Source organism: Mannheimia sp. ZY171111 (assembly GCF_017750945.1).
GTDB lineage: Bacteria > Pseudomonadota > Gammaproteobacteria > Enterobacterales > Pasteurellaceae > Mannheimia > Mannheimia pernigra.
Window position 1 is genome coordinate 1,619,910 of the sequence record NZ_CP046532.1, and the last position, 25,787, is coordinate 1,645,696.

A 25,787-nucleotide genomic window follows, 5' to 3' on the forward strand; every position below is an offset into this window, starting at 1 on the left:
AATTATGAGGAAGTCAGCAATGGAACTTTTTCCGAAATCAGATAAATTAGCACAGGTTCGTTACGATATTCGCGGACCTATTCATAAAGAGGCACTTCGTTTAGAAGAAGAAGGACATAAAATTTTAAAATTAAATATCGGTAATCCTGCTCCGTTTGGTTTTGAAGCTCCAGATGAAATTTTAGTCGATGTTATTCGTAATTTGCCAACGGCTCAAGGTTATTGTGATTCAAAGGGGCTGTATTCAGCCCGTAAAGCAATTGTGCAATATTATCAATCGAAGGGTATGCGTGGAATGGATGTAAACGATGTTTACATCGGTAATGGCGTTTCAGAATTAATTACTATGTCTATGCAGGCGTTGTTGAATGATGGCGATGAAATTTTGATTCCAATGCCAGATTACCCGCTATGGACGGCAGCTTCAACCCTCGCTAGCGGTAAAGCGGTGCATTATTTGTGTGATGAGGAAAATGAGTGGTTTCCAGATATCGCTGATATTAAATCGAAAATCACGCCTCGCACAAAAGGGATTTTGGTCATCAATCCAAATAACCCAACTGGTGCGGTATATAGCCGCCAGATTTTACTTGAAATTGCCGAGCTTGCTCGCCAGCACAATTTAATTATTTTTGCAGACGAAATTTACGAAAAAATTATTTATGATGGTGCTGTGCATCATCATATTGCTACTCTTGCACCAGATGTGTTAACTGTGACATACAATGGTTTGTCTAAGGCTTATCGTGTGGCGGGTTTTCGTCAAGGTTGGATGGTGTTAAGTGGGCCTAAACATCAAGCAAAAGGCTTTATTGAAGGATTGGATATGCTTGCTTCAATGCGTTTGTGTGCGAATACGCCAATGCAACACGCGATTCAAACGGCGTTAGGTGGCTATCAAAGTATCAATGAATTTGTATTACCAGGCGGTCGATTATTAGAGCAGCGTAACAAAATGCACGATTTATTGGTGCAGATTCCAGGCATTAGCTGTGTGAAAGCAAAAGGGGCATTGTATATGTTTCCGAAAATTGATACTGAAATGTATGGCATTAAAGATGACCAAAAATTCATTTACGATCTGTTACAACAAGAAAAAGTATTGTTAGTGCAAGGCACAGGTTTTAATTGGCATAAGCCAGATCACTTCCGTGTCGTTACATTGCCTTATGCACATCAAATTGAAGCTGCAATAGGGCGTCTTGCAAATTTCTTAAAAACCTATCGTCAAGATTAGATCAAATCTCTTCTTTCCTCTCTTAAAAAAGAGGGGAAAGGAAGAAAAAAACAATTCAATCCTTTATTGAGTTTGCTATCAAAATTGGTTAGAGAAGTGAGATTCATCAGAGTAGCACTCAATGTGCCTTTACATCGTTATTTTGACTATTTATTACCTGAAGAACGTAATGTTTACAGAGGTAGTCGGGTTGTTGTGCCTTTTGGTCGCCAAATAAAAATTGGCATTGTGGTAGATTTTCCACTAAGTAGCGATGTGCCAACTCATAAGCTCAAGCCAATTCAAGGTGTTTTAGATTTTACTCCAATTTTTGATGACGAAATGTGGCAGCTCCTGATCTGGGCTGCTCACTATTATCACGCCCCTGTTGGTGAAGTGCTAAACAGTGCGTTACCTGTGAAACTGCGTAATGGCGATTCCACCGAGCGTTGTCAGCCAGATTATTTTGTGGTCACTGAACAGGGGAGGAAATCGTTAATACTTGGCGAAAACAAGAAAGCGAGAAAGCAAGTGGCACTTTTAACCGAGCTTGCTGAATTTGCAAAATATTTTGAGAAAACGACCGCTTGTAGCCCTTCGGTTTGGAAAGGGCTATTAGAAAAAGGTTATATTGAAAAAATTGATGTGGATTTTGTGTCGCAATCTTGGCAGCAATCTTTAGGTGAACGGCCATTGGTCAATGTGCAAAATCGTCCTAAGCTTAATAAACAGCAAACTTTAGTGGTGAGTCGTTTGAATGCTCAAAAAAACTTTGCTGCATTTTTGCTTAATGGCGTAACAGGTTCGGGCAAAACAGAGGTTTATCTCCAGCTAATTGAAGCGGTGCTAAAACGGGGAGAGCAAGTGCTGGTGTTAGTACCTGAAATTGGATTGACTCCTCAAACCGTGCAACGTTTTAACGCTCGCTTTAATGTGGAAATTGATGTGCTTCATTCTAATATGAATGAAACCGAGCGTTTAAATGTCTGGCTTCGAGCAAAAAATGGGGAAAGTGCGATTGTGATCGGCACTCGTTCAGCACTCTTTACCCAATTTGAAAAATTGGGCGCGATCATTTTAGATGAAGAACACGATAGCTCTTTTAAACAGCAAGATGGCTGGCGTTATCACGCACGGGATTTAGCCATTGTGAGAGCAAAAAATGTGAATATTCCGATTGTATTAGGTTCAGCAACACCAAGCCTTGAAAGTTTGCAAAATGTGCAAAGTGGTAAATTTATTGAGCTGGAATTGACCGCCCGAGCAGGTAATGCACAAAGTGCGAATCAATATATTATTGATTTGAAAACGCAAAGAATAACCTCTGGCTTGTCTGAGCGGTTACTGTCAATGATGAAGCGACATTTAGAACAAGGTAATCAAGTGATGCTGTTTTTAAATCGTCGTGGTTTTGCTCCTGTGTTGCTTTGCCACGAATGTGGTTGGATTTGTGAATGTGAAGCGTGTGATAAGCCATTTACTTATCATCAAAAGCAGCGGGTGTTGCGTTGTCATCATTGTGCTACACAAAAGGTTATTCCTCGCCAATGTGGGCATTGTGGCTCAACAAATTTAATTACTACGGGTGTTGGCACAGAACAACTTGAACAAGTGCTCAATGAGCAATTCCCAACTTACCAAGTCACTCGAATTGACCGTGATTCGACTTCACGAAAAGGCGCGTTAGAAAATCATCTCACTGCGATTAGAGAAGGAAAAAGCCAAATTTTGATTGGTACACAAATGTTGGCAAAAGGGCACCACTTCCCAAATGTTACCTTAGTGGCAATTGTTAATGTGGACTCTGCACTTTTCTCTACCGATTTTCGTGCGGAAGAAAAATTGGCTCAACTTTATTTACAAGTTGCTGGCAGAGCTGGGCGAGCAGAGAAAAAGGGCGAAGTGGTGTTACAAACCCATTACCCCGAACATCCGTTGCTCAAAACCTTGTTGGAGCAAGGCTATAGCGAATTTGCACAAGAAGCCTTGAAAATGCGAAAACTAATGGGATTACCGCCGTTTTCCTCCCAAGTGTTATTTAAAGCGACAGGAAAAAATAACGAGCAGGCGTTAAAATTGCTTGAGCAGTTGGCGAACGCTTTCCACCAAAAAATCCAACAGCAAAACTGGCAAGGTTTTCAACTTATTCCGCCATTTTCTGCTCCAATGGCAAAAAAAGCAGGATTTTATCGTTGGTTGCTGTTAATTCAACATACAAAAAGAAATGCTGTGCAACAATTGCTTGATTGGTTTGATAAAGAGAGAGAGAGTTTAGATATTCCTGCCAGTGTTCGATTGAGTTTGGATATCGATCCGCAGGAGATCGGATAAGCCGAGCGTGATCAAGCGGTTGTTTTTGTTGAATTTTTTGTAAAAAATAAGGCAGATTAGACCTGCCTTGCTGTTTACTTTTCTTTCCAATATCCAATCCATTCTTTTAGTGCAAGCATATTGCTGTTCATTGCACTTGCTTGTGGAATAAAATGCATAAAGGTTAATTTGTAATGATTAGGGGTGTCACCTGAGCCAACGCTGGCTGGAAGAACCTTAAAGCCTTGTTGGGTAAACAGCATTTCTGCTCGTTTCATATGCCATTGGTTTGTGACTAAAATAATGTGATTAATGTTCTCTTTTTCCAATATTTCGCGGCTAAAAATGGCATTTTCTTTGGTCGTTTTCGCTTTGTTTTCTAACCATTTAGTTTCAATATTAAAGAACATTTTAAACTCACTAGCCATCACTTTAGCTTCAGATGTGCCATTTGGAGCACTGCCTGTGACTAAAAGCGGTAAGCCCGTTTCTTTATGTAAATAAGCAGCATAACGCATTCTTTCTAGTGGCGTGCCAGTAATCGCTAATTTACCGAATAACTCTTGGCTGTCGCGTAATCCGCCACCTAATACAACAATCGCTTGGGCATTTTTGTAGCTTTCGATGGTGGGCTCTTCGCCTTCAAGTAAGGAATTTCCTAGTTTTTGTGATGTGTAAGGAATACTAAAAATATATAAAATCAGCATACCAAGCAGTGCAAAAAAGTAGGCAGGATATTTATAGCCTACTGCAAACAAAATTAATGCTAAAAGCCATAATAGAATAATATTAAATGGCGGTAGGATTATTGCAGTAATGAGTTTAATGAGTTCAAACATAAAATGCTATAGATAGTAGGAGAAAAAGTGTTATTTATTCTCCTAGATTATTTGAGGATTGTCTATTTTTTTGATTATTCATCGGCTTATTTTTTATCCTTATTGAAAAATACGTTATTTAGATAAAAATTTTAAAATAGCTCTGGTATGATGTACTAGGAAGAAACGACAAGACTTTGAAAAATAACGCATTCAAGGTGCTCATATATTGATGGGAAAGTCCCTTATTTTGTAGATAACAAGCGGTTAAATTTATGAAAAAAATTGCAATTATTACAGCACGTGCTGGCTCAAAAGGTTTACCGAATAAAAATGTATTGTTAGCAGATGGCAAGCCATTAATGGCTTATTCTATTGAGGCAGCGATTGAGTCTGGAGAATTTGAAAAAATTATTGTTAGTACAGATTCACAAGAATATATTGATTTGCTTTGCCATTATCCAATTGAATTTATCAAGCGGGCAGAACATTTAGCGAGTGATAGAGCCAGCTCTTTTGTTGTGATTGAAGATGTTTTAAATCAATACCAATCGGTTGATTTTGATTATTTTGTGTTACTACAGCCAACATCGCCTTTAAGAACAGCTCAGCATATTAAAGAAGCTTGTAATAAATTTGAGCGTAACTTTGATCAATTTGATTTCTTGGTGTCGGTGTCTGATGCACATAAGCCAACAACACTGACACGTGTTATTGAAGATGATGAGAGTTTAAAACATTTCCAATTAGATTACTCTAATTACGCTCGCCAGCGTTATCATCCTGAATATTCTCCAAATGGTGCAATTTTTTCAGCAAAACCGACCGCTTATCTAGAGCAAAAGCATTTCTATGGGGCGAAATGTCTTGCTTATTTTATGGATAAAGCGGTTTCTATTGATATTGATGATCGCCAAGATTTTGAATATTTCTATTTTATTCTTCAGCAACGTAACAAAGCAAAAATATTACTTGAAACCATTAAACGCTCAATTTTAATGAAAAAAGAGAACTTTAACGAAGTAAAAGAGATTGCGTTAATTGGTCATTCTATTATTGAATATTGGAATATTGAACGTTTAAACGACAAAATAGTCAACAACTTAGGTATTGCAGGTATTTCAACGAAAGAATATAGCGAACTGATTTTAGATAAAGGTTTAATTTCTGCGTTACCAAAAGAAGTCGTCTTGATGTTTGGCACCAATGATCTGGTGCGTAATGATTGGAGCGATGAAAAAATTCTAGCAGATATAAATCATTTGATTAGCCAGTTAAAAGCAATTCGTGATGATATTAATCTTTATTTCTTAGAAATTACGCCAACAGCTTTTAGAGTGGATCGTAATAACGATGATATTCGCTTATTAAATCAATATTTAAAAGATAATTTATCGGTAAAATGGATTGCGTTAGATAAGCAATTTAGTGATAAATATGGCAAATTAGATTTAAATTATAGCGATGACGGCTTACACTTAAATGAAAAAGGTTATAAAAAATTAACCGCTATTTTAGAAGAAGCACTAAATTAAATGAAAAATATCGAATATATTATCAGCGTTCGTTTTGCGTGCGATTGTTAAATAGATATAAAGCATTTAGTAAATTGGAAAACATTACTACAAGCGGTCAAAAATTTTACATAATTTGTCACTATGAAAGCAGTTAAAGACAGCATTATTTATTTAATTGGGGAATTGGCTTCTAAGTCAATTCCTTTCTTGCTCTTACCTTATTTCTCCCGAAAACTTGGGCTGGAAGGTTACGGAGAGCTCTCCTATTATCAAACTTTTTCAGCTTTATTTGTGATTTTTATCGGTCTTAGTCAAGAAGGGGCTGTAGCTCGTTATTTTTATTTTTATGGTAAACGTTCGTTAAATTTAGTACTTACGACAGGCTATTTATATACTTTTTGTGCGAGCGTATTAATATTGTTAGGCTGTTGGTATTTTAAATCAGAAATTATTGCTTATGTGGCAATTGGCGCAATGTTCCAATCTTTTTTAAATGTGCAGTTAAGTGTAAGGCAATGCCAAAAACAAGCTCTTGCTTATACGGTTATTCAGTTAATGTCAGCAATTTTTTCCGCAGTTATTACCGTTGTTATGATGGAATATTTCAAAACGGATTTAGTGGAAAAACGGATTTTAGCTATTTTAATTAGTAATATGTTGGTCTTTTTTATTGCTTATTTACTTTATGCGAAAAAAACAAAAATAAAGAAATTTAGTTTTGAACGTTATAAAACGGCACTCTTTTATTTAATGGGGTTTGGCTTGCCGCTGGTTTTGCACCATTCCAGTATTTTTCTAAAAGGGCAATTAGACCGTATTTTTATTTTCCATAAATTCAGCGAGGCAGATTTAGGTTTATACGCAATGGGGGCACAAATTGCAATGATTTTAGCGATTATAATTCAAGCTTTAAATAAAGCAATGCTTCCTTATTTTTACGAGGCGTTAAAGCAGAAACGAATTAATGTGAGCCATATTCATAAATGGGCATTTTATGCGTTATTTACGATACCAATTCCAGCATTCGTGATGTGGTTAATTCCTGAAAATGTAGTGGTTTGGATTTTAGGTGATCAATTTATCGGCACAAAATATTACATTATTCTATTTTTAATTTCGACAATGCTGGTTGTGCCTTATTTGATTTTAGTGAATTATTTATTCTTTTACGGCAAAAATAAGTTTATTTCCTTTTGTTCGATTTTATCTACTATTTTCTATTTGCTGGCATTATTCATCTTAACTTTTACTAAAATAGAGTATATTCCTTTTGCAAGCATTATTGGGGCGGTTGTGATTATTCCAATCCTCTATATAATGACCGCAAAAGTAGGAAAAACAGTATGAATTTAATTATTTGTTGTACCCCTTTGCAAGTGCTTATTGCAGAAAAAATCCTTGAAATTCACCGGAATGAACAATTTTTTGGGGTGATGCTTTCAACAGTAAAAAATGCAAAATTTGATTTTTATCAATCTCGTTTAGCGAAAAAATGTCAGCAGTTTTTTGCAATGCAACAGCATAGCGAGCGTATTCAACTGCTCAAAGAAATTATTTATTTAAAATCAACTTTTGGCGGTAAAAAATTCAATAAAGTATTTTTAGCTAATATTAATGAACTGGAAATTCAATTTCTATTAAGTGCAATTAATTTTAATGAAATTAACACCTTTGATGACGGTATAGCCAATATAGTACAAAGTGGAATTTTCTATAAACAAGAATGTTCGGGAATAAATCGTAAGTTAATTAATACCTTTTTAGGTAATAGATATAGTTTAGAGAAATTAAAGAAATTATCAAAAAAACACTATACTATTTATAAAGGCTTTCCGAATATTATAGAAAATACGGTTTATATTGAACTGATTAATTCAACAACGTTACCTGATTCAGAACTAAATAATTCTGAGGTGGTAAATATTTTACTTGGTCAGCCTATTTTTGAGAGAGATGATGAGAAAAATATTATTTTAGCTGAAAAAGTAATTAGGCAATTTAATATTGATCGCTATTTTCCTCACCCAAGAGAGAAATACCAAATCAGTAATGTAGAATATATTAAGACAAACTTAATTTTAGAGGATTATCTTTTCCAAGAGTGTAGTGATAAAAAGTGCCGAGTTTATACCTACTTTAGCAGTGCTGTTATTAATATTTTAAATAAAAGCCCGAATATTGAGGTCGTTGCGTTAAGAGTAAATGTAGATAATCCTACTTATATTGAAAGCTATGTATTGCTTGAAAATTTGGGGATTAACATTATTGATATTAGAGAATAAAATGAAGAAATATTTAATTTCATTAGAAAAAGATGTGAAAAGACGTGAGCTTTTCTTTTTACAGCCCAATACAAGAGATTTTGAAGTGTTTAATGCGATCAATACGATGAGTAGTGATTGGGAAAGATTAAATAATAGCTTTGATTTAGCTAAATTTGAGCAATATTATGGGCGTAAAACCACAAAAGGAGAAATTGGCTGTACTTTAAGCCATTTATCAATTTATCAGAAAATTGCAGATGATCAGACTATTCAAGATGATGATTATTGTCTTGTGTGTGAAGATGATGTGTTATTTGCTCAAGATTTTCAAAAAAATATTCATACTTTATTGGCTCAAAATGTAAAGGCGGATATTATTTTAGTTGGGCAGTCCAAGATCTCAAATTTTGATGATATTGAATTGGAAATTAGTTACCCTACAACTTTTGGCTTTTTACAGAAACAAATTGGAGATAGCGAGTATAAATATGCCTATCCTTATCGTAATTATTTTGCGGGTACCGTTGCATATTTAATTAAAAAATCGACCGCTTGTCAGTTTTTAACGCAAACTTCAAAAGCCTTACCTTATTGGCTTGCAGATGATTTTATTTTATTTAGTCATAAATTCAAATTAGATGTGTTAATTGTTCGTCCGTTAATGGCGATTGAAAATCCAGGATTAGTCAGTAATTTAGAAAATTTGCGTGGCTCAGTAAATAATAATTTTTTTAAAAAAATAGTTAAATATCCGCTTAAAAAATTATTAGCAATTAAACGTAATTTTAACTCATTAAATTTATCATAGGTTGATATGTCAGCACTTTTTAATTTATTTTATATTTATGATCCTTGGTTCTTTCACGTTTTACGCGTAGCATTTTTAGTCGGGATACTGGCTTGTGGGTATTTAGCTTTCCAAGTTATTAAAGGAAAAGCTAGCGGCATTATTATTCCTAAAGACAGCATTATTGTGATTATCGCTTTGCTTATAGCTAGCATTATTCCACTTTTAATTAATGGAACGAAAGAAATAGGTGTGTTGGCAATGTATGTCAAAATGCTGATTTTGTTTATATTTGGCATTGCGGTATATAATATTTTTTATCGAATAGAAGATGGTAAAGCCTTATTTGTGCGTGATTTAAAAATCGGCATTACTATTCAATGCCTTTGTGGCATAGCAGCATTATTAGGTGTGCCGTTTATGGTAGATTTTCTATTATCTAGCAATGCGATGATGCCACGCTTTTTTGGTTCGGAGCAAGAATATAGACTCTATAATATTACCTCATCAGCCTTTTTCCAATTAAGTGCTTTTTACTTAATGCTACTCCATTTTTTATTAGCATATAATAAAAAAACAGATTCAATAAATGGCTGGTTTTTATTCTTAATTTTATGTGTCGGGTTGATTTCAGGTCGAACTTTTTTATTAATATCAGTGGTTAGTATTGTGCTTTATTTTAAATGGAAATATGTATTACCTTTAATCGCTTTTATAGTTTTAATTTTATTTCTAGCGATAGTTTTACCAGAAAATCGTTATGTCGCACACGCTTTAGAGCCAGTAATTAATTTATTATCTGGCACAGGAAAAGTGAGTTCCTCTACCGATAATTTAGTGAAAAACCATTTATTTATTCCAACGCTTAGCCAATTTATCTCAGGAGACGGTCTATATTATACTGAAACGGGTGGCTATTATGGTGCATCGGATTCAGGTTATATTCGCCAAGTCTTATATGGCGGTTTGTTTTATATGTTAACTTGCTTTGCTTTTACGTTTTATTTTGTGCGGAAAGTCGCCATTAATTGGTTTGAGGGAAGTTGGATTTTTACTTTATCGACGATTGGAATTCTTTCCATTTTAAATATTAAAGCGGATACCTTTGCATTCCCAGGGATTATGTTTATTTTTTTAATGTTCTTATCCTTATTTGGTACAAGCGGTCGAAATTTAATATTTTTTTGCAAAAATAAAGAGATAAAAAATGTTTAGTATTATTGTGCCTTCTTATAATCGTAATCAAGAAATTAAGGCATTATTGGAAAGTTTAAAGCAGCAAACGGTTTATAATTTTGAGGTGGTGATTGTTGATGATTATTCAACAATACCTGTTGAGGTAAATAACGATTATCCTTTTGCACTAAAAGTTATCCGTAATAATCCGAATATGGGGGCTGCACAAAGTCGAAATGTTGGAGCAAATAATGCGAGCCAAGAGTGGCTATTATTTTTAGATGATGATGATCGCTTTATACCTGAAAAGTGCGAACGACTCGCACAAGAAATTGCCCAAAATCCAATGGCAAATTTTATTTATCATCCAGCCAAATGCGACATGGTAAATGAAGGGTTTACTTATATCACCACGCCATTTCAACATAAAAGCGAATTAACGAAAGAGAATATGCTAAAAGCGAATAAAATTGGCGGAATGCCGATGATTGGCCTGAAGAAAGCGTTATTTTGCAAAATTGGCGGATTATCTGACCGCTTGCGTTCGCTGGAGGATTACGATTTTTTGTTAAAATTGCTGGAAGAACCAAGTTTTGAGCCACTTTATGTTGATGAAGCTTTAACTTATTGTACTTTCCATACCAAGCGTTCAAGTGTTTCAACCGACACAACAAATACTGAAAAGGCGATTGCATATATTCAACAAACTTATATTAAAACACCTGAGCAGGCGAATAATTTTAAGCTCAATTCACTTTATATTTTAAGTTATCCGCACATAATGAATTTATCTCGTAAGGCGGCTGGTTATTATTTTGAGATGTTTAAACAGACAAAAAATATTAAGCAGTTAGTTATTGCACTTATTATTTTTATTTCGCCGAAATGGGCGATTAATTTAAAAAGGTTTATTTAATGAAATTTTCCGTTTTAATGTCGTTATACATTAAAGAGCAGCCTCAATATTTAGTAGAATGCTTTGAAAGTCTCAAAGCCCAAACTCGCCAAGCCGATGAAATTATACTCTGTTTTGATGGCGCTGTTACGCCTGAGTTGGAAGCGATTGTAGAAGAATATAGTGTGATTTTGCCAATAAAAACAGTAAAGTTCGTACAAAATCGAGGTTTAGGCAAAACGCTAAATGAGGGCTTAACTTATTGCTCGAATGAGTGGATTTTCCGTATGGATACAGACGATATTTGCCTGCCCGATCGTTTTGAAAAACAGGTAGCATTTATTGAGAAAAATCCTGAAATAGTGATTTTTGGTGGACAAATTGCCGAATTTGGACAAGATATTTATGATATTGTCGCTTATCGTAATGTGCCGATAACAGCACAGGAGATTATTCAATTTACCCGTATGCGTTGCCCATTTAACCATATGACGGTCGCCTATCAAAAATCGAAGGTATTGGAAGTGGGGGGCTATCAAGATTTGCAAGAAGATTATTATTTATGGATTAAACTGATTGCTCAGTTTAAACAAGTTGCAAATTTGCCTGATTTATTGGTTTATGCCCGGGTTGGAAATGGTATGGTGAATAGGCGTCGTGGCAAAGCACAAGCAGAAGCAGAATGGCGTTTGTATAAATTAAAAAATCGTTGCCGTATTCACGATCCGATTTCAGGTTTTGGCATTTTCTTAATGAGAGCGGTTCCACGCTTATTGCCATTATCGGTACTGAAAGCAGTCTATGGATTGTTGAGAAAATAAGATTAAGCCACAGATTTTATTCTGTGGCTTTTTTTGCTATTGATTTTTTAAAATTTCATTCATCAACTGAATATCAATGTGGCAATAGCCTGTTGGATTTTTCACTAAATATGCTTGGTGATATTCTTCCGCAGGGAAGTATTGTTCCAACATTTGGTTTTCTATGGCTAAGGGTTTATCAAACTGTGTTTGTAATTCCCTCAAAGCTTGGTTAATAATTGGAACATCTTGCGGATCGGTGTGATAAATCCCTGTGCGGTATTGAATGCCAATGTCGCCACCTTGTTGGTTAATGCTCACAGGATCGATGACTTTAAAAAAATAATCAAGTAATTTAGCTAGACTGATTTGGTTGGCATCATAAGTCACTTTGACTACTTCCGCGTGCCCACTAGCTGAACACACATCTTGGTAGGTTGGGTTGTCCGTGTTGCCGTTGGCATAACCCGATTGAGCCTTAATCACGCCATTAATGCGTTGCATAAAAGATTCTACTCCCCAGAAACAACCACCTGCTAAATAAATTTCACGACTATTTTGCATATTCTCTCCTATCGTCTTTAAATTTAAATCATTTGTAAAAAATAGCTAAAATTATACCGCTTGTAAAATACAAATATCGATTTTGCTGATTTCAGTCATAAATAATTGCATTTTTTACAAGATTTTTTATCTAAAAATAGGTATAGTATTGCCACTTTTTATCACTTTATCTCAGAGGTTCTATGGGTACTCTTAACAGCCTTTTAGGCATTATTGTTTTACTATTCATTGCATTTTTATTTTCGAGCAATAAACGCTCAATAAATATGCGTACGGTGTTAGGTGCATTAGCATTGCAGGTTGCGATTGGGGCGTTGGTACTTTATGTGCCAGCAGGTCGTGATGCATTAAATGCAATGGCAAATGGCGTTTCTAAAGTCATTTCTTATGGTAATGAGGGTATTTCATTCTTATTTGGTGGCTTAGTAAGCGACAAAATGTTTGAAGTTTTTGGTGGTGGCGGTTTCGTCTTTGCTTTCCGTGTGCTTCCAGTCATTATTTTCTTCTCAGCACTTATTTCATTGCTTTACTACATTGGTGTGATGCAATGGGTTATCCGTATTCTAGGTGGCTTACTACAAAAAGCATTAGGCACATCTAAAGCGGAATCAATGTCTGCGGCGGCGAATATTTTCGTCGGTCAAACTGAAGCCCCACTTGTGGTAAAACCATATATTAGCAAAATGACTGAATCTGAGTTATTTGCAATTATGGCAGGTGGTTTAGCGTCTATTGCAGGCTCGGTAATGGCTGGTTATGCTGGAATGGGCGTGCCATTAACTTATTTAATTGCAGCGTCATTTATGGCGGCACCAGCAGGTTTATTATTTGCGAAAATTATGATTCCACAAACCGAACAATTCCGTGATGAATTAGAAGCGGTCGATTTAGAAAAACCAGCGAATATTCTTGATGCAGCAGCCTCAGGTGCGTCATCAGGTATGCAACTTGCGTTAAATGTAGGGGCGATGTTGATTGCTTTCGTTGCTTTAATTGCATTAGTAAATGGTATTTTAGGCGGCATTGGCGGCTGGTTTGGTTATGAAACATTAAACTTGGGTCAAATTTTCGGTTGGGTGTTCAAACCACTTGCTTGGGTAATTGGTGTACCTTGGGAAGAGTCTGAAATAGCTGGTCAAATGATCGGCTTGAAGTTGGCTGTTAATGAGTTCGTAGGTTATTTAGAGTTTGCAAAATATTTAGCTCCTGAATCAACCGTTCAGTTAAGCGATAAAACCATTGCGATTATTACTTTTGCACTCTGTGGTTTTGCTAACTTCAGTTCGATTGCGATTTTAATCGGTGGTATTGGTGCAATGGCACCAAGCCGTCGTGGTGATATTGCACGTTTAGGTATTAAGGCTGTTATTGCAGGTTCACTTGCTAACTTAATGAGTGCAACTATTGCAGGCTTATTTATTGGCTTAGGCGGCGCAGTTTTATAATTTAAATAATCTGTAAAACCACTAGAAATGATCTGCACCTTATCAGTTGGCTGCTTAGTCCAATGTTAGGTGTAGATCAAAAATAGTGGTTTTTATGTTTTTTTAGCGAACGTAAACGGTTGCTTGTCATTTGCCTATTTACAAGCGGTCAAATTTTTATAAAATTTTACTAAGTCATTCATTTAATTAAAAAAGGAGAAATCATGAATGTAAAAAATTCAGCTGAGATTGCACTTTCTTTGATGGATCTCACCACATTAAATGACAATGATACAGACGGAACAATAATAGCTTTGTGCGAACAAGCTAAAACCGATTTTGGCACACCTGCCGCAGTGTGTGTTTATCCACGATTTGTACCGCTAGCACGCAAGATTCTTAAAGCACAGGGCATAGAGCAAGTCAAAATTGCTACTGTGACTAATTTCCCGCACGGCAATGATGATATTGCAATTGCGATTGCCGAAACCAAAGCTGCATTGGCTTACGGTGCTGATGAAGTTGATGTTGTTTTCCCTTATCAAGCATTAATTGCAGGTAATGAACAAATTGGTTTTGAATTAGTTAAACAAGCTAAAGCAGTTTGCCAAGAAAAGGGTGTTTTACTTAAAGTCATTATTGAAACGGGTGAGCTAAAATCAGCAGACTTAATTCGCAAAGCAAGCGAAATTTCAATTCGTGCAGGGGCAGATTTTATCAAAACCTCAACAGGTAAAGTGCCAGTAAATGCAACGTTAGAATCTGCTCGCATTATGCTTGAAACTATTCGAGATTTAGGGGTGGCAGAAACGGTTGGCTTTAAAGCTGCGGGTGGCGTGAAAACTAGCGAAGAAGCGGCAAAATACCTCGCTTTAGCACGTTCAATTTTAGGTAATGATTGGGTAGATAGCTCACATTTTCGTTTTGGTGCCTCTAGTCTTTTAGGCAATTTGTTAGCAACATTAAAAGATGAACAGCAACAATCTGTTCAAGGTTATTAATTATTCATCATAAGAGGAAATTAAAAATGGCAACTCCACATATTAATGCACCTGAAGGGGCGTTCTCTGACGTTGTACTTATGCCAGGCGACCCGCTTCGTGCAAAATATATCGCAGAAACTTTTTTAGAAGATGTTAAAGAAGTCACTAACGTACGTAATATGTTAGGTTATACGGGTAGTTATAAAGGTCGTCGCATTTCTGTAATGGGACATGGTATGGGAATCCCGTCTTGTTCAATTTATGCGAAAGAGCTCATTACTGAATATGGAGTGAAAAAAATCATTCGTGTTGGTTCTTGTGGTGCTGTGCGTAGTGATGTTCGTATTCGTGATGTCATCATCGGGTCGGGAGCTTGTACTGATTCTAAAGTAAACCGTATCCGCTTTCGTGATAATGATTTTGCCGCGATTTCAGACTTTGATATGACTTTAGCCGCATACCAAGCGGCACAACAGAAAGGCGTTAATGTGCGAGTAGGGAATTTATTTTCAGCAGACCTATTTTATAGCCCAGATGTTGAAATGTTCGATGTGATGGAAAAATATGGCATTTTAGGGGTAGAAATGGAAGCTGCCGGTATTTATGCTGTTGCGGCGGAGTTCGGTGCGAAAGCATTAGCAATTTGCACAGTTTCAGACCATATTCGCACAGGCGAACAAACCAGTGCTGAAGAACGCCAATTAACTTTCAATGAGATGATTGAGATTGCATTAGAGTCAGTATTGATTGGCGATAAATAATAAGCGATAACTGATTTATCTTAAAATTGACAAGCGGTTAAATTTTGCAAAAAAATTGCAATATTTGACCGCTTATTACTTTCAGTATGATGTATAAAATATCAAGATATTCTTTAACAAATTTTGTGTACTCATAGAAAATAATGTTTGAATATAAAATCAATATTATTGAATATTTATTCAAAATAAAGATTGAGTTTGCTTACAATTAGGCTTAGACTACAGCATAAAAAGTGAAAATATAAGGATATCTAATGAGCAAATACAAAATTTTTGTAGATGGGGCTGTTGGTACAACAGGATTACGAATTCACGAACGATTGAGTCAAGCCGAGGATATTGAGTTATTAACATTGCCTGAGGCACAACGTAAAGATCTAAACGCTCGATTAACAAAATTAGCAGAAGCTGATTTAACTTTTCTTTGCTTGCCTGATGAAGCCTCAAAAGAGTTAGTTGCCAATGCACCATCGGATGCCAGAATTTGTGATACGTCTACTGCCCATCGCGTGAATGCTGATTGGGTTTACGGTTTTGCTGAATTAACCGGGCAAACTGAAAAAATCAGAAAGGCTAACCGCGTAGCTATACCAGGCTGTCACGCAACAGGCTATATTGCCTTAGTCCGCCCGTTAGTCGAAATGGGCATTTTATCCGCTGATTATCCGTTGAGCTGCCAATCTTTAACAGGCTATTCAGGTGGCGGAAAATCAATGATTGCTGATTACGAAAACCCAAATCGTGTTGATGCCTTAAATGCACCTCGTGTTTATGGATTAGCGTTAAAACATAAGCATTTACCTGAAATGCAAATGCTCACTCAAATGAAAATTCCGCCGATTTTTACTCCAGTAGTGGCAGATTTTTACAGTGGTATGCTAGTGACTGTTCCGCTTCCCATTTCTGCGTTACAAGCGGTTAAATCTGGTGAAGAAATTACAAAGCTATTTGCAGACTATTATCAAAATAGCAAATTAATCACAGTCCATACTTTCCAAGATTTACCAGAAGACGGTATGCTTTCTGCGAATGCTTATTCAGGCAAAGACAGTTTGGATATTTTTGTATATGGAAATGACGACCAAATTTTACTTGTTGCTCGTTTTGATAATTTAGGTAAAGGGGCATCAGGTGCGGCGGTGCAGTGTATGAATATAATGCTTGGGAGAGATGAAATCTCGGGGTTAGAAATTTAATTGGTTACTTTCTTTGCACAAGCAAAGAAAAGTGACATAAAACTGGAGATATTATGGATATTCAAGAAATCAATCAATTCGCAAATTTATTAGAAAAATCAACCGCTTGTCTTGCTAAATGGCAAGATAAAATCATTGTTGTGAAATATGGCGGTAATGCGATGATTAATGAAGATCTGAAAACATCGGTAATGGAAGATATTTTATTGCTTAATCGTTTAGGGATAAAAGTCGTGCTGGTACACGGCGGAGGGCCTGAGATTTCACAAGGTGTAAAATTATTAGGTAAAGTGCCTCAGTTTATCAATGGGTTAAGAGTGACTGATAGCGATACGATTAGCGTGGTGTTGCAAATGTTAGCGGGCAAAGTGAATAAAAGTCTTGTTGCCTTATTGAAAGGTAAAGGCATTGGGTTGTGTGGTATTGATGGAGCAATGTTGCAATGCAAAAAATTAGAAGCTGAGGTGGATTATGGCTTTGTAGGTGATATTGTCAAGGTTAATCCAAAAGTGATCGAAATTGCCTTAAATGCGAGTTTAATTCCTGTGATTTCAACTATTGGTGTGGATGAAAACGGGCAGGCTTATAATATTAATGCCGATACGGCAGCAAGTGAAATCGCAATAGCGCTTAATGCAGCGAAATTAGTTTCAATGACGGATATTGCAGGTTTATTACAAGATCGTTTTGATGAAAGTACGCTTATTCCAGAGGTTGATGTCTGTGATGTGCAAGGACTGATTGATCAGGGTATTATTGCAGGCGGTATGATCCCTAAAATTGCTTGCTGTACGGATTTTATTAATGCAGGCGGTATTGAAGCAAATATTATTGATGGAAGAATCGAACACGCTATTTTAGTTGAACTATTTGGTGGTAAAAATGGAACACGTTTTTACAAAAAATAGATTAGGAAGAAATATATGACAAGTAACAACATCAAACAACTAGATAAAGAATATATTGCCCAAACTTACGGCAGATTTGACCTCGCACTTTCACACGGTAAAGGCTGTGATGTGTGGGATGTTGAGGGTAAGCAATATTTAGATTTTACCAGCGGCATTGGCGTAAATAGTTTAGGGTGGGCTGATGACGATTGGCTTTCAGCGATTACGGCTCAAGCAGGCAAATTGCAACACACTTCAAATTTATTTTTCACTGAGCCATCAAGCCAATTAGCTAAAAAATTGGTCTCTACAAGCGGTCTAAAAAGAGCATTTTTTTGCAATTCAGGCGCAGAGGCAAATGAAGGGGCAGTAAAAACAGCTCGCAAATATAGCCACGATAAATATGGCACTGGGCGATCCACAATTTTAACCTTAGTGAATTCATTTCACGGTAGAACTATTTCAACACTGGCAGCAACAGGGCAAGATGTGTTTCACCAACACTTTTTTCCGTTTACGGATGGCTTTGAATATGTGCCAGCAAATGATATTGATGCACTTAAAATCCGTTTAAATACTGATGATGTCTGTGCTATTTTAGTTGAAGTGCTACAAGGCGAAGGTGGAGTTTGTGCGTTAGATAATGATTACTTGCAAGCAATGCAATCGCTCTGCCAAGAAAAAGATTTAGTTTTTATAATAGATGAAGTACAAACAGGTATTGGGCGAACAGGCACAATGTTCTCTTATCAACAATTTGGCTTACAGCCTGATATTGTGAGTCTGGCTAAAGGTTTAGGCGGCGGACTACCAATAGGGGCTTTTCTATTAGGCAACAAAGTTGAACATACTTTAGGTAAGAGCGATCACGGTTCAACATTTGGCGGTAATCCTGTTACTTGTGCTGGCGCAAATGTGGTTTTAGATAAAATAACGCCAGATTTTTTAAAAGAAGTGCAACGTAAAGGGCAATCTCTGCAACAAAGATTAAATGCTTTGCCAAAAGTAAAATCTGTTTCTGGCTTAGGTTTAATGATTGGTGTGGAATTTGAAGAGGGTATTTTAGCCTCCGATATCGTGACAAAATGTATTGAACAAGGTGTGCTGTTTTTAACTGCAAAAAGTAAATTAAGATTACTGCCACCGCTGATTATATCTGATGAACAGATTGAACAGGGAATAAAGGTATTGAAAGAGGTTCTTGAATCAAGATAGTTTAGTTTTGGCGATGAGATCATTTATAGAAGCATAGAACTCTTACAAAAGATACATTACAATTCTGGCAAGAGCACATCTATCGGTAATGAATATGCAAGGTAGAAATGAACAATATTATGAAGCGTATTTAAATCATAAGCAGATTTCAAGGCGGGGGCTATTACGCACGCTGTTTCAGTCTGTAAATAAAGTGCAGAAAGAGCAGCATATCCGTTTAGCTCATCGCCCACCTTTTGCGGCAGAGGAACATCTATTTCTTGCTGCTTGCAACGGCTGTGGTGATTGTACGCAGGCTTGTCCATATAATTTGATTCAGATTCAGCAACAAAAAGCAGTTTTAGAGTTAGATTATATGAGTTGTGACTTATGTGGAAAATGTGCTGAAAGCTGTTCAAGCAATGCTTTAAATACCCTCTTTAAACGAGATACCGAGCTTCGACCAAATTTTTTTAACACGTGCCTAGTTAAGCAGAATCAGTTTTGCACTGTGTGCCAAGAGAAATGCCCCCAGCAGGCGATTTCTGAACATTTAGTGGTAAATGATGAGTTATGTAATGGATGTGGGGAATGTAAGATAAGCTGTTTTTTATCAGCAATTCAATTAGTTTAATCTTTCAAAAAAGAAAATCAGCACCTCAATGGTGCTGATTTTTTAGCGATATTTATCACGAACGTTTCATAATTTCAAAAAACGCCTCGTTGGTTTTAGCCATCATTAATTTATCAATTAACCATTCGATTGCATCGACATCATCCATTGGATTAAGCACTTTACGCAACATCCACGTTTTTTGTAGTTCATCAGCAGCCATTAATAGATCATCTTTACGTGTACCAGAACGATTGAAATCAATCGCAGGGAAGATTCGGCGTTCTGCAATTCGGCGAGATAGATGTAGTTCCATATTACCGGTACCTTTGAATTCTTCAAAAATGACCTCATCCATTTTAGACCCTGTATCAACAAGCGCCGTTGCGATAATCGTTAAGCTACCGCCTTCTTCTACGTTACGTGCAGCCCCGAAGAAACGTTTAGGACGATGTAACGCATTTGCATCTACACCACCAGAAAGAATTTTACCTGAAACAGGCGTAACAGTGTTATAAGCACGAGCAAGACGTGTGATGGAATCTAATAAAATCACCACATCTTTTTTATGTTCAACAGAACGTTTTGCTTTTTCTATTACCATTTCTGCAACTTGAACGTGTCGTGAGGCTGGCTCATCAAAGGTAGATGCAATAACTTCGCCACGCACCGTGCGTTGCATCTCGGTGACCTCTTCAGGACGTTCATCAATTAACAGAACGATAAGCTCACATTCTGGGTGGTTATGGGTAATACTTTGTGCGATATTTTGTAGAAGAACAGTTTTACCTGCTTTAGGTGGGGCTACAATCAACGCTCGCTGACCTTTACCGATGGGAGCCGCTAAATCTAAAATACGAGCAGTTAAATCTTCTTTTGAGCCATTACCACGCTCCATTTTCAAACGGGAATTTGCGTGTAAAGGCGTTAAGTTTTCAAATAAGATTTTGCTACGAGAGACTTCAGGCTTGTCATCATTAACGGAATCGACTTTTAATAATGCAAAGTAGCGTTCGCCTTCTTTGGGCGGGCGGATTTTCCCTTCTACCTTATCACCAGTTTGTAAGTTAAAGCGGCGGATTTGGCTTGGTGAAACATAAATATCATCGGGCCCAGCTAAGTATGAGCTATCTGATGAACGCAAGAAACCAAAACCATCGGGTAAAATTTCTAACACGCCTTGACCGAAAATATCTTCACCACTTTTTGCGTGTTGTTTAAGAATAGCAAAAACGATGTCTTGTTTACGTAAACGAGCTAAATTTTCTAAGCCCATTTGGTTTTCACCCATTTCGACTAATTCTGAAACTGGCGTATTTTTAAGTTGAGTAAGATGCATAATTTGAATGTTAAATTGTGATTAAATAAGGTTGGAGTTGTTGGTATTGATTTGATATGGCTAAGCCACAAAAGATGAGGCGAAGCATACCTTAATAGAGGCGAAATTGCAAATTTTTTATAAAAAATGACCGCTTGTAGCAATAGTAGCAATAAAAATGCTGATAAAACATCAGCATTTTTATTGGATAGGCTTATTAAGCCTCAACCCCCTCAAATAAAAGGGTGCTTAAATAACGCTCTGAAGCAGATGGTAGTATTACGACGATTAATTTATCAGCAAATTCGGGTAGTCTCGCAATGCGATCTGCTGCTGCAACGGCAGCACCTGATGAAATGCCACCTAAAATTCCTTCTTCTGCCATTAAACGGCGAGCGGTTGCAATGGCTTCTTCGCTTGAAACCTGCTCAACACGATCTACTAACGCTAAATCTAAGTTTTTCGGGATAAAACCTGCACCAATGCCTTGAATTTTATGTGGGCCTGGTTTTACTTCTTCATTATTTAAAGTTTGTGTGATAACGGGAGATTCTGCTGGTTCTACTGCGACAGAAATAATGGGTTTACCTTTATCTTGTTTAATCGCACGAGATACGCCAGTAATGGTGCCGCCTGTTCCTACGCCTGCAACTAAAACATCAATGTTGCCTTGCGTCGCCTCCCAAATTTCAGGGCCCGTGGTTTGTTGGTGAATTGCTGGGTTTGCTGGATTTTCAAACTGTTTTAAGGTGACATAACGGTTTGGATCAGAGGCTGCAATCTCTTCTGCTTTTGCTATGGCGCCTTTCATTCCTTTTGCACCTTCAGTTAAAATCAGGTTTACGCCTAAACCACGTAATAAGCGTTTACGCTCAGTACTCATTGTTTCAGGCATTGTAAGTGTTAATTTATAGCCACGAGCTGCCGCAACGTAAGCTAATGCAATACCAGTGTTACCGCTGGTTGCATCTACGATTTCTTTATCTTTCGTTAAAATACCGTCTTTTTCCGCCTGCCAGACCATATTCGCCCCAATACGGCATTTCACGCTAAAACTTGGGTTACGCCCTTCCACTTTAACTACGATATTACCATTACCGAAATGTTTTAAACGTACAAGTGGAGTGTTGCCGATGGAATATGAGTTGTCTGAATAAATTGTCATAGAAAATTCCTCTCAAAGTAGGTATTAAAATTGTATTTCATCATACTGATCTTTTTGAGCTTGGCTAGTAGCAGAAATTTATTTTGTATAACCAAAAGGAATATAAGAGATGGGTTTACATAAAAAAACGGTCTGTTTTGCAAAAAATAAGCAAAATCAGACCGCTTGTAATAGATTATTTCAGTTCCCTCGCCCCTTGGTTATCCACTTTGCAGATGTGGATAAACCCTTCGTTGTTTTGCAGATACTCTCTCTCCAAATAGTTTACTAAGCGTTGGGCGTGCTCCAAGTCGGGTGCGATGGCAAACATTGTTGGGCCTGAACCTGAAATACCAACCGCTAATGCACCTAAATCTTTACAGCCTTGACGAACAGCAGGGAAGTTTGGGAGTAATCCTTCACGATAAGGCTCGGCAATTAAGTCTTTCATCATAGTGGCAGCTAATACATCTTGATGTGTATGACAAGCGTGAACGAAAGAGCCTAAGTAACGCGCTTGCTGAATCATATCTTGACGCGTATAGCTTTTAGGCAAAATGGCTCGTGCTTCTGCAGTAGAAACCTCCACACCTGGGTAAGCAAGCACCCAATACCATTCATCAAAAAAAGGTAAAGGTTGGCAAATATTGCCCAGAGATTGCGTCATTAATTGCAAGCCACCTAAGTAGCAAGGTGCAACATTATCGTAGTGAATTGAACCTGAAATTCTCCCCTCAAGCTCTCCCATCATTTCTAATAATTCCATTTTTGAAAATGGTTCATTATGGAATTGATTAAGTGCCACTAATGCAGCCACAATTGAACAAGCACTTGAGCCAAGCCCTGAGCCAATCGGCATATTTTTTTCAAGTGTTAAGCGTAAATTTTTTACACTGCCGTTACGTAATTTCAAGCGTTCGCTAAATAGCACATAGGCTTGATAGACAATGTTTTTTTGTGGTTCTTTGGGCAATTTACGTACAAAATAACCTGCACTTTCTAGCTCAAAAGTTTGTTCGCAATCTTCAATTTGAACAACATCGCCTAATAAAGAACCATCAATAGGTGAGATTGCCGCCCCTAATGAATCAAATCCCACACTAATATTCGCACTTGAGGCAGGTGCATAAATGCGTAAGGTCATTAGCTTGCACCTCCTGGTAATGTACGAAGAATATCAGCAAAAATACCTGCTGCAGTTACGCTATTACCTGCACCATAACCACGCAAGAGAAGGGGGATTGGGCTGTAGTAGCGAGTTAAGAAGGCAAGAGCATTTTCGCCATCTTTTACTTTATAAAGTGGGTGATTGTCATCAACAGTTTCAATTGCCACACGGCATTTTGTCCCTGTAATTGAGCCTACATAGCGTAAAACTTTACCTTCTGCTTTTGCTGCTTCTACACGTTTGTTAAATTCTTCATCTAATGCAGGTAATGCTGCTAAAAACTCATCACGGTTCATTCCTTCGGAGAAGCCTTTTGGTAATATGCCTTCAATTTCAATATCTTCAAATTCAAGCGGCAAGCCAGTTTCACGAGCTAAAATTAATAATTTGCGAGCAACATCAGCACCAGATAAATCCTCACGAGGATCAGGCTCAGTAAAGCCTTTTTCCTTTGCCAATAGGGTAGCTTGAGAAAGCGTTAAGCCCTCTTCTAATTTACCGAAAATGAATGAGAGTGAGCCTGAAAGAATCCCCTCAAATTTCTCTACTTCATCGCCAGCTGCTAGCAAGTTTTGCAGATTTTCGATAACGGGCAAACCTGCCCCTACGTTAGTTTCATAAAGGAATTTGTGCTGGCTTTGACGAGCATTCTCACGCATTTCTAAGTAATAGTTATAGCCTGACGTATTGGCTTTTTTGTTTGGTGTAACTACGTGGAAGCCTTCTTTTAACGCTCGGGCGTAAAGGTTTGCTACAGATTGTGCTGAGGTGCAATCAACAAACACAGGATTGACCACGTGGTGGAATTTGATAAAAGAAAGTAGTACATCAAAGTCTGAAGGTTGGATTGCTTTTTCTAAATCTTCTTTCCAGTTATCTAAATTTAAACCGCTTTCGTTAAGCAACATTTTATCTGAATTAGCTAAGGCACAAATACGAATTTCAATATCCTTTTTGGCTAGAAACTCTTTTTGTTGTTTTACTTGCTCAATTAACTCACTTCCAACACCGCCAACGCCAACTAAAAAAATATCTACAACACGTTTGCTATTAAATAATGATTTATGGGTGGCTTTCACGGCTTCAATGGCTTTATTCAGTGGCACCACTGCTGAAATTGAACGCTCTGATGAACCTTGTGCGATCGCGACAATACTAATGTTTGCTTGAGCAAGTGCAGAGAAAAAGCGTGCTGCGATACCTTTAGCGGTACGCATACCGTCACCTACTACAGAAACGATGGATAAATCTTTAATAATATCAATCGGATCAAGTAAGTTTTCAGCTAATTCTTGGGCAAATTCCGCATTTAATGCAAGTAACGCTTTTTCTGCCGATTTAGCAGGCACACAGAAACTAATACTATATTCTGATGAAGATTGGGTAATTAAAATCACTGAAATGCCTGATTTCGACATTGTAGAGAAAACACGAGCAGCCATACCCACCATTCCCTGCATACCTGCACCTGATACGTTAAACATTGCGACGTTATCAAGGTTAGTAATGCCTTTTACTTTCAAGTTATCATTTGCAACATTACCATCAATCAAGGTGCCTTTGCTTTCAGGATTACCTGTATTTTTAATTAAGCACGGAATATTTAATGATACTAAAGGCCCGATTGTGCGAGGATGAATCACTTTTGCCCCGAAGTAAGAAAGCTCCATCGCTTCTTGGTAGCTCATAGATTCCAAACAAACCGCATTGGGCACTAGGCGAGGATCGCAAGTATAAACACCATCCACATCTGTCCAAATTTCACAGACATCTGCTTTCAAGCAAGCGGCTAAACACGCGGCAGAGTAATCAGAACCGTTTCGCCCTAATAGCACTAATTCACCTTGCTGATTGCCTGCAGTAAAACCTGCCATTAATACCACATTCTTCTTTGGAATCGAGTCTGCATCAACACGCTTGGTTGATTCTGGAATATCAACTGAAGATTCCAAATAGCTCCCGTGAGCCAATAATTTTTCAACAGGGTCGATGCGAGTAACGGTGTAGCCTTTTGCTTCAAACCACGCTTGCATCATTGCAATAGAAAGTTTTTCACCACGGCAATGGATTGTTGCTGCAATATCATCCGAGAGTGATTTACTTTTTGCAGAATCTGCCGCAACTTGCTGAATTTGGGTTAATTCAGCATCAACCAATGCTAATAGTTCATTTTTGGCAAAGTTATTGTTTGCTTCATATAAGCCGTTAATGATGTTGTGGAAAATCTCGGTTGCTTCAGAAAGGTTAGATTCAAATGATTCGCCAGCAATTGCTTTATCAACAATGGCGACCAAGTGGTTAGTGATTTTGGCTGGAGCGGATAAAACCCCTGCCGCCTGATCAGCTAAATGGGCTTTTTCGATAATATCCGCCGCTTGCATAAAGCGTTCTGGATTGGCAAGAGAGGTGCCCCCAAATTTAAGAACTCGCATAGTTACTCCTGATGAATATTGGTAAATTTTTCTATAAAAAAACCCGCTTGTAGCGGGTTTCAGTTTATTCTTTTTGTAGCCAATAAAAAACCCGCACTATGCTGGAAACATAATGGTGGTAATAATCATTGTAATTACAGAAAAATGACTCATTGGCTGTTTTCTATGTAATAGAATTAATAATGGGTGAAGAATGCGTGAAAATAACTACTTTGTCAATGGGGGAATGAGAATTTCTTTATTTTTCGTATTTACTTTTAAGATGATTGAATAATCTTGCTCTAGATCAAAAAAATATGCCTTTTCTGGTTATTTCT

At 37.2% G+C, this 25,787-nt stretch carries 22 protein-coding genes; 16 read left to right on the forward strand and 6 right to left on the reverse strand.

Annotated features, from left to right (window positions below):
- Window positions 1–19 precede the first annotated feature (19 nt).
- Together GM698_RS07835 and priA are read left to right on the forward strand one after the other, a co-directional pair.
- The gene (locus GM698_RS07835; protein ID WP_159631012.1) at window positions 20–1,237 is read left to right on the forward strand and encodes a pyridoxal phosphate-dependent aminotransferase; all 1,218 of its coding nucleotides are present in this window, start codon (window positions 20–22) and stop codon (window positions 1,235–1,237) included.
- 96 nt (window positions 1,238–1,333) lie between these two features.
- Complete coding sequence (gene priA, locus GM698_RS07840; protein ID WP_176808887.1) at window positions 1,334–3,547, forward strand: primosomal protein N'; 2,214 nt, start codon at window positions 1,334–1,336, stop codon at window positions 3,545–3,547.
- A 74-nt stretch (window positions 3,548–3,621) separates the two neighbouring features.
- Here the strand turns inward: priA and GM698_RS07845 are convergent, their stop codons facing one another.
- A complete protein-coding gene (locus tag GM698_RS07845) occupies window positions 3,622–4,365 on the reverse strand; it encodes a YdcF family protein (RefSeq protein ID WP_159631008.1) in 744 nt (247 codons plus the stop codon).
- A gap of 254 nt (window positions 4,366–4,619) precedes the next feature.
- Between GM698_RS07845 and GM698_RS07850 the strand changes: the two genes are divergently transcribed.
- The 7 genes from GM698_RS07850 to GM698_RS07880 all read left to right on the forward strand — a co-directional run bounded on the left by GM698_RS07850 (window position 4,620) and on the right by GM698_RS07880 (window position 11,804).
- The gene (locus GM698_RS07850) at window positions 4,620–5,879 is read left to right on the forward strand and encodes a cytidylyltransferase domain-containing protein (RefSeq protein ID WP_176808886.1); all 1,260 of its coding nucleotides are present in this window, start codon (window positions 4,620–4,622) and stop codon (window positions 5,877–5,879) included.
- A gap of 123 nt (window positions 5,880–6,002) precedes the next feature.
- A complete protein-coding gene (locus GM698_RS07855; RefSeq protein WP_176810285.1) occupies window positions 6,003–7,208 on the forward strand; it encodes an oligosaccharide flippase family protein in 1,206 nt (401 codons plus the stop codon).
- Window positions 7,205–8,143, forward strand: a complete 939-nt coding sequence (locus tag GM698_RS07860; protein ID WP_176810284.1) for a glycosyltransferase family 52 — start codon at window positions 7,205–7,207, stop codon at window positions 8,141–8,143. Before GM698_RS07855 ends, GM698_RS07860 begins: the two co-directional genes overlap by 4 nt.
- 1 nt (window position 8,144) lies before the next feature.
- On the forward strand, window positions 8,145–8,933 hold the full coding sequence (locus GM698_RS07865; protein WP_209289220.1) for a glycosyltransferase family 25 protein: 789 nt from the start codon (window positions 8,145–8,147) through the stop codon (window positions 8,931–8,933).
- A 6-nt stretch (window positions 8,934–8,939) separates the two neighbouring features.
- Window positions 8,940–10,127 carry a hypothetical protein gene (locus GM698_RS07870; RefSeq protein ID WP_176808882.1) on the forward strand — a complete coding sequence of 396 codons (1,188 nt, stop codon included), beginning with the start codon at window positions 8,940–8,942 and terminating at the stop codon, window positions 10,125–10,127.
- Window positions 10,120–11,004 carry a glycosyltransferase family 2 protein gene (locus GM698_RS07875; RefSeq protein ID WP_176810281.1) on the forward strand — a complete coding sequence of 295 codons (885 nt, stop codon included), beginning with the start codon at window positions 10,120–10,122 and terminating at the stop codon, window positions 11,002–11,004. Before GM698_RS07870 ends, GM698_RS07875 begins: the two co-directional genes overlap by 8 nt.
- Window positions 11,004–11,804: a glycosyltransferase gene (locus GM698_RS07880; RefSeq protein ID WP_209289221.1), complete on the forward strand. Its 801-nt coding sequence runs from the start codon at window positions 11,004–11,006 to the stop codon at window positions 11,802–11,804. The genes GM698_RS07875 and GM698_RS07880 overlap by 1 nt, the downstream gene beginning before the upstream one ends.
- Window positions 11,805–11,840: 36 nt before the next feature.
- Here the strand turns inward: GM698_RS07880 and msrA are convergent, their stop codons facing one another.
- Complete coding sequence (gene msrA, locus GM698_RS07885; protein WP_159630992.1) at window positions 11,841–12,347, reverse strand: peptide-methionine (S)-S-oxide reductase MsrA; 507 nt, start codon at window positions 12,345–12,347, stop codon at window positions 11,841–11,843.
- 182 nt (window positions 12,348–12,529) lie between these two features.
- Here msrA and GM698_RS07890 point away from each other — a divergent pair, with 182 nt between their 5' ends.
- The 7 genes from GM698_RS07890 to napF all read left to right on the forward strand — a co-directional run bounded on the left by GM698_RS07890 (window position 12,530) and on the right by napF (window position 19,429).
- Window positions 12,530–13,792 (forward strand): NupC/NupG family nucleoside CNT transporter, encoded by a 1,263-nt coding sequence (locus GM698_RS07890; protein WP_176810279.1) that lies wholly within the window; start codon window positions 12,530–12,532, stop codon window positions 13,790–13,792.
- Between the two features lie 203 nt (window positions 13,793–13,995).
- On the forward strand, window positions 13,996–14,772 hold the full coding sequence (gene deoC / locus GM698_RS07895) for a deoxyribose-phosphate aldolase (protein WP_176810278.1): 777 nt from the start codon (window positions 13,996–13,998) through the stop codon (window positions 14,770–14,772).
- Window positions 14,773–14,798: 26 nt separating this feature from the next.
- Window positions 14,799–15,515, forward strand: a complete 717-nt coding sequence (gene deoD / locus GM698_RS07900) for a purine-nucleoside phosphorylase (RefSeq protein WP_176808877.1) — start codon at window positions 14,799–14,801, stop codon at window positions 15,513–15,515.
- A 254-nt stretch (window positions 15,516–15,769) separates the two neighbouring features.
- Window positions 15,770–16,711, forward strand: a complete 942-nt coding sequence (argC, locus tag GM698_RS07905; RefSeq protein ID WP_209289222.1) for an N-acetyl-gamma-glutamyl-phosphate reductase — start codon at window positions 15,770–15,772, stop codon at window positions 16,709–16,711.
- 53 nt (window positions 16,712–16,764) lie between these two features.
- On the forward strand, window positions 16,765–17,619 hold the full coding sequence (gene argB, locus GM698_RS07910) for an acetylglutamate kinase (RefSeq protein ID WP_176808875.1): 855 nt from the start codon (window positions 16,765–16,767) through the stop codon (window positions 17,617–17,619).
- Window positions 17,620–17,634: 15 nt separating this feature from the next.
- Window positions 17,635–18,816: an aspartate aminotransferase family protein gene (locus GM698_RS07915; RefSeq protein ID WP_209289223.1), complete on the forward strand. Its 1,182-nt coding sequence runs from the start codon at window positions 17,635–17,637 to the stop codon at window positions 18,814–18,816.
- Window positions 18,817–18,910: 94 nt separating this feature from the next.
- Window positions 18,911–19,429 (forward strand): ferredoxin-type protein NapF, encoded by a 519-nt coding sequence (gene napF, locus GM698_RS07920; protein WP_209289224.1) that lies wholly within the window; start codon window positions 18,911–18,913, stop codon window positions 19,427–19,429.
- Between the two features lie 55 nt (window positions 19,430–19,484).
- On the opposite strand, the gene rho is transcribed toward napF, so the two are convergent.
- From rho to thrA, 4 genes are all read right to left on the reverse strand, one after another.
- Entirely contained in the window at window positions 19,485–20,747 is a 1,263-nt protein-coding gene (rho, locus tag GM698_RS07925) for a transcription termination factor Rho (protein ID WP_159630976.1), read from the reverse strand.
- A gap of 196 nt (window positions 20,748–20,943) precedes the next feature.
- Window positions 20,944–21,891, reverse strand: a complete 948-nt coding sequence (gene cysK, locus GM698_RS07930; RefSeq protein WP_159630974.1) for a cysteine synthase A — start codon at window positions 21,889–21,891, stop codon at window positions 20,944–20,946.
- A gap of 175 nt (window positions 21,892–22,066) precedes the next feature.
- Window positions 22,067–23,014 carry a homoserine kinase gene (gene thrB / locus GM698_RS07935; protein WP_209289225.1) on the reverse strand — a complete coding sequence of 316 codons (948 nt, stop codon included), beginning with the start codon at window positions 23,012–23,014 and terminating at the stop codon, window positions 22,067–22,069.
- Window positions 23,014–25,470 (reverse strand): bifunctional aspartate kinase/homoserine dehydrogenase I, encoded by a 2,457-nt coding sequence (gene thrA, locus GM698_RS07940; protein ID WP_209289226.1) that lies wholly within the window; start codon window positions 25,468–25,470, stop codon window positions 23,014–23,016. Before thrA ends, thrB begins: the two co-directional genes overlap by 1 nt.
- Window positions 25,471–25,787 lie beyond the last annotated feature (317 nt).

Coding starts and splice junctions, on each gene's coding strand:
- GM698_RS07860 (WP_176810284.1), top strand. CDS start 7,205: ATGAATTTAATTATTTGTTGTACCCCTTTGCAAGTGCTTATTGCAGAA.
- GM698_RS07880 (WP_209289221.1), top strand. CDS start 11,004: ATGAAATTTTCCGTTTTAATGTCGTTATACATTAAAGAGCAGCCTCAA.
- thrA (WP_209289226.1), bottom strand. CDS start 25,470: ATGCGAGTTCTTAAATTTGGGGGCACCTCTCTTGCCAATCCAGAACGC.
- GM698_RS07890 (WP_176810279.1), top strand. CDS start 12,530: ATGGGTACTCTTAACAGCCTTTTAGGCATTATTGTTTTACTATTCATT.
- cysK (WP_159630974.1), bottom strand. CDS start 21,891: ATGACAATTTATTCAGACAACTCATATTCCATCGGCAACACTCCACTT.
- napF (WP_209289224.1), top strand. CDS start 18,911: ATGCAAGGTAGAAATGAACAATATTATGAAGCGTATTTAAATCATAAG.
- GM698_RS07875 (WP_176810281.1), top strand. CDS start 10,120: ATGTTTAGTATTATTGTGCCTTCTTATAATCGTAATCAAGAAATTAAG.
- msrA (WP_159630992.1), bottom strand. CDS start 12,347: ATGCAAAATAGTCGTGAAATTTATTTAGCAGGTGGTTGTTTCTGGGGA.
- argB (WP_176808875.1), top strand. CDS start 16,765: ATGGATATTCAAGAAATCAATCAATTCGCAAATTTATTAGAAAAATCA.
- rho (WP_159630976.1), bottom strand. CDS start 20,747: ATGCATCTTACTCAACTTAAAAATACGCCAGTTTCAGAATTAGTCGAA.
- argC (WP_209289222.1), top strand. CDS start 15,770: ATGAGCAAATACAAAATTTTTGTAGATGGGGCTGTTGGTACAACAGGA.
- GM698_RS07850 (WP_176808886.1), top strand. CDS start 4,620: ATGAAAAAAATTGCAATTATTACAGCACGTGCTGGCTCAAAAGGTTTA.
- GM698_RS07865 (WP_209289220.1), top strand. CDS start 8,145: ATGAAGAAATATTTAATTTCATTAGAAAAAGATGTGAAAAGACGTGAG.
- deoC (WP_176810278.1), top strand. CDS start 13,996: ATGAATGTAAAAAATTCAGCTGAGATTGCACTTTCTTTGATGGATCTC.
- GM698_RS07915 (WP_209289223.1), top strand. CDS start 17,635: ATGACAAGTAACAACATCAAACAACTAGATAAAGAATATATTGCCCAA.
- GM698_RS07870 (WP_176808882.1), top strand. CDS start 8,940: ATGTCAGCACTTTTTAATTTATTTTATATTTATGATCCTTGGTTCTTT.
- GM698_RS07835 (WP_159631012.1), top strand. CDS start 20: ATGGAACTTTTTCCGAAATCAGATAAATTAGCACAGGTTCGTTACGAT.
- GM698_RS07855 (WP_176810285.1), top strand. CDS start 6,003: ATGAAAGCAGTTAAAGACAGCATTATTTATTTAATTGGGGAATTGGCT.
- thrB (WP_209289225.1), bottom strand. CDS start 23,014: ATGACCTTACGCATTTATGCACCTGCCTCAAGTGCGAATATTAGTGTG.
- GM698_RS07845 (WP_159631008.1), bottom strand. CDS start 4,365: ATGTTTGAACTCATTAAACTCATTACTGCAATAATCCTACCGCCATTT.
- deoD (WP_176808877.1), top strand. CDS start 14,799: ATGGCAACTCCACATATTAATGCACCTGAAGGGGCGTTCTCTGACGTT.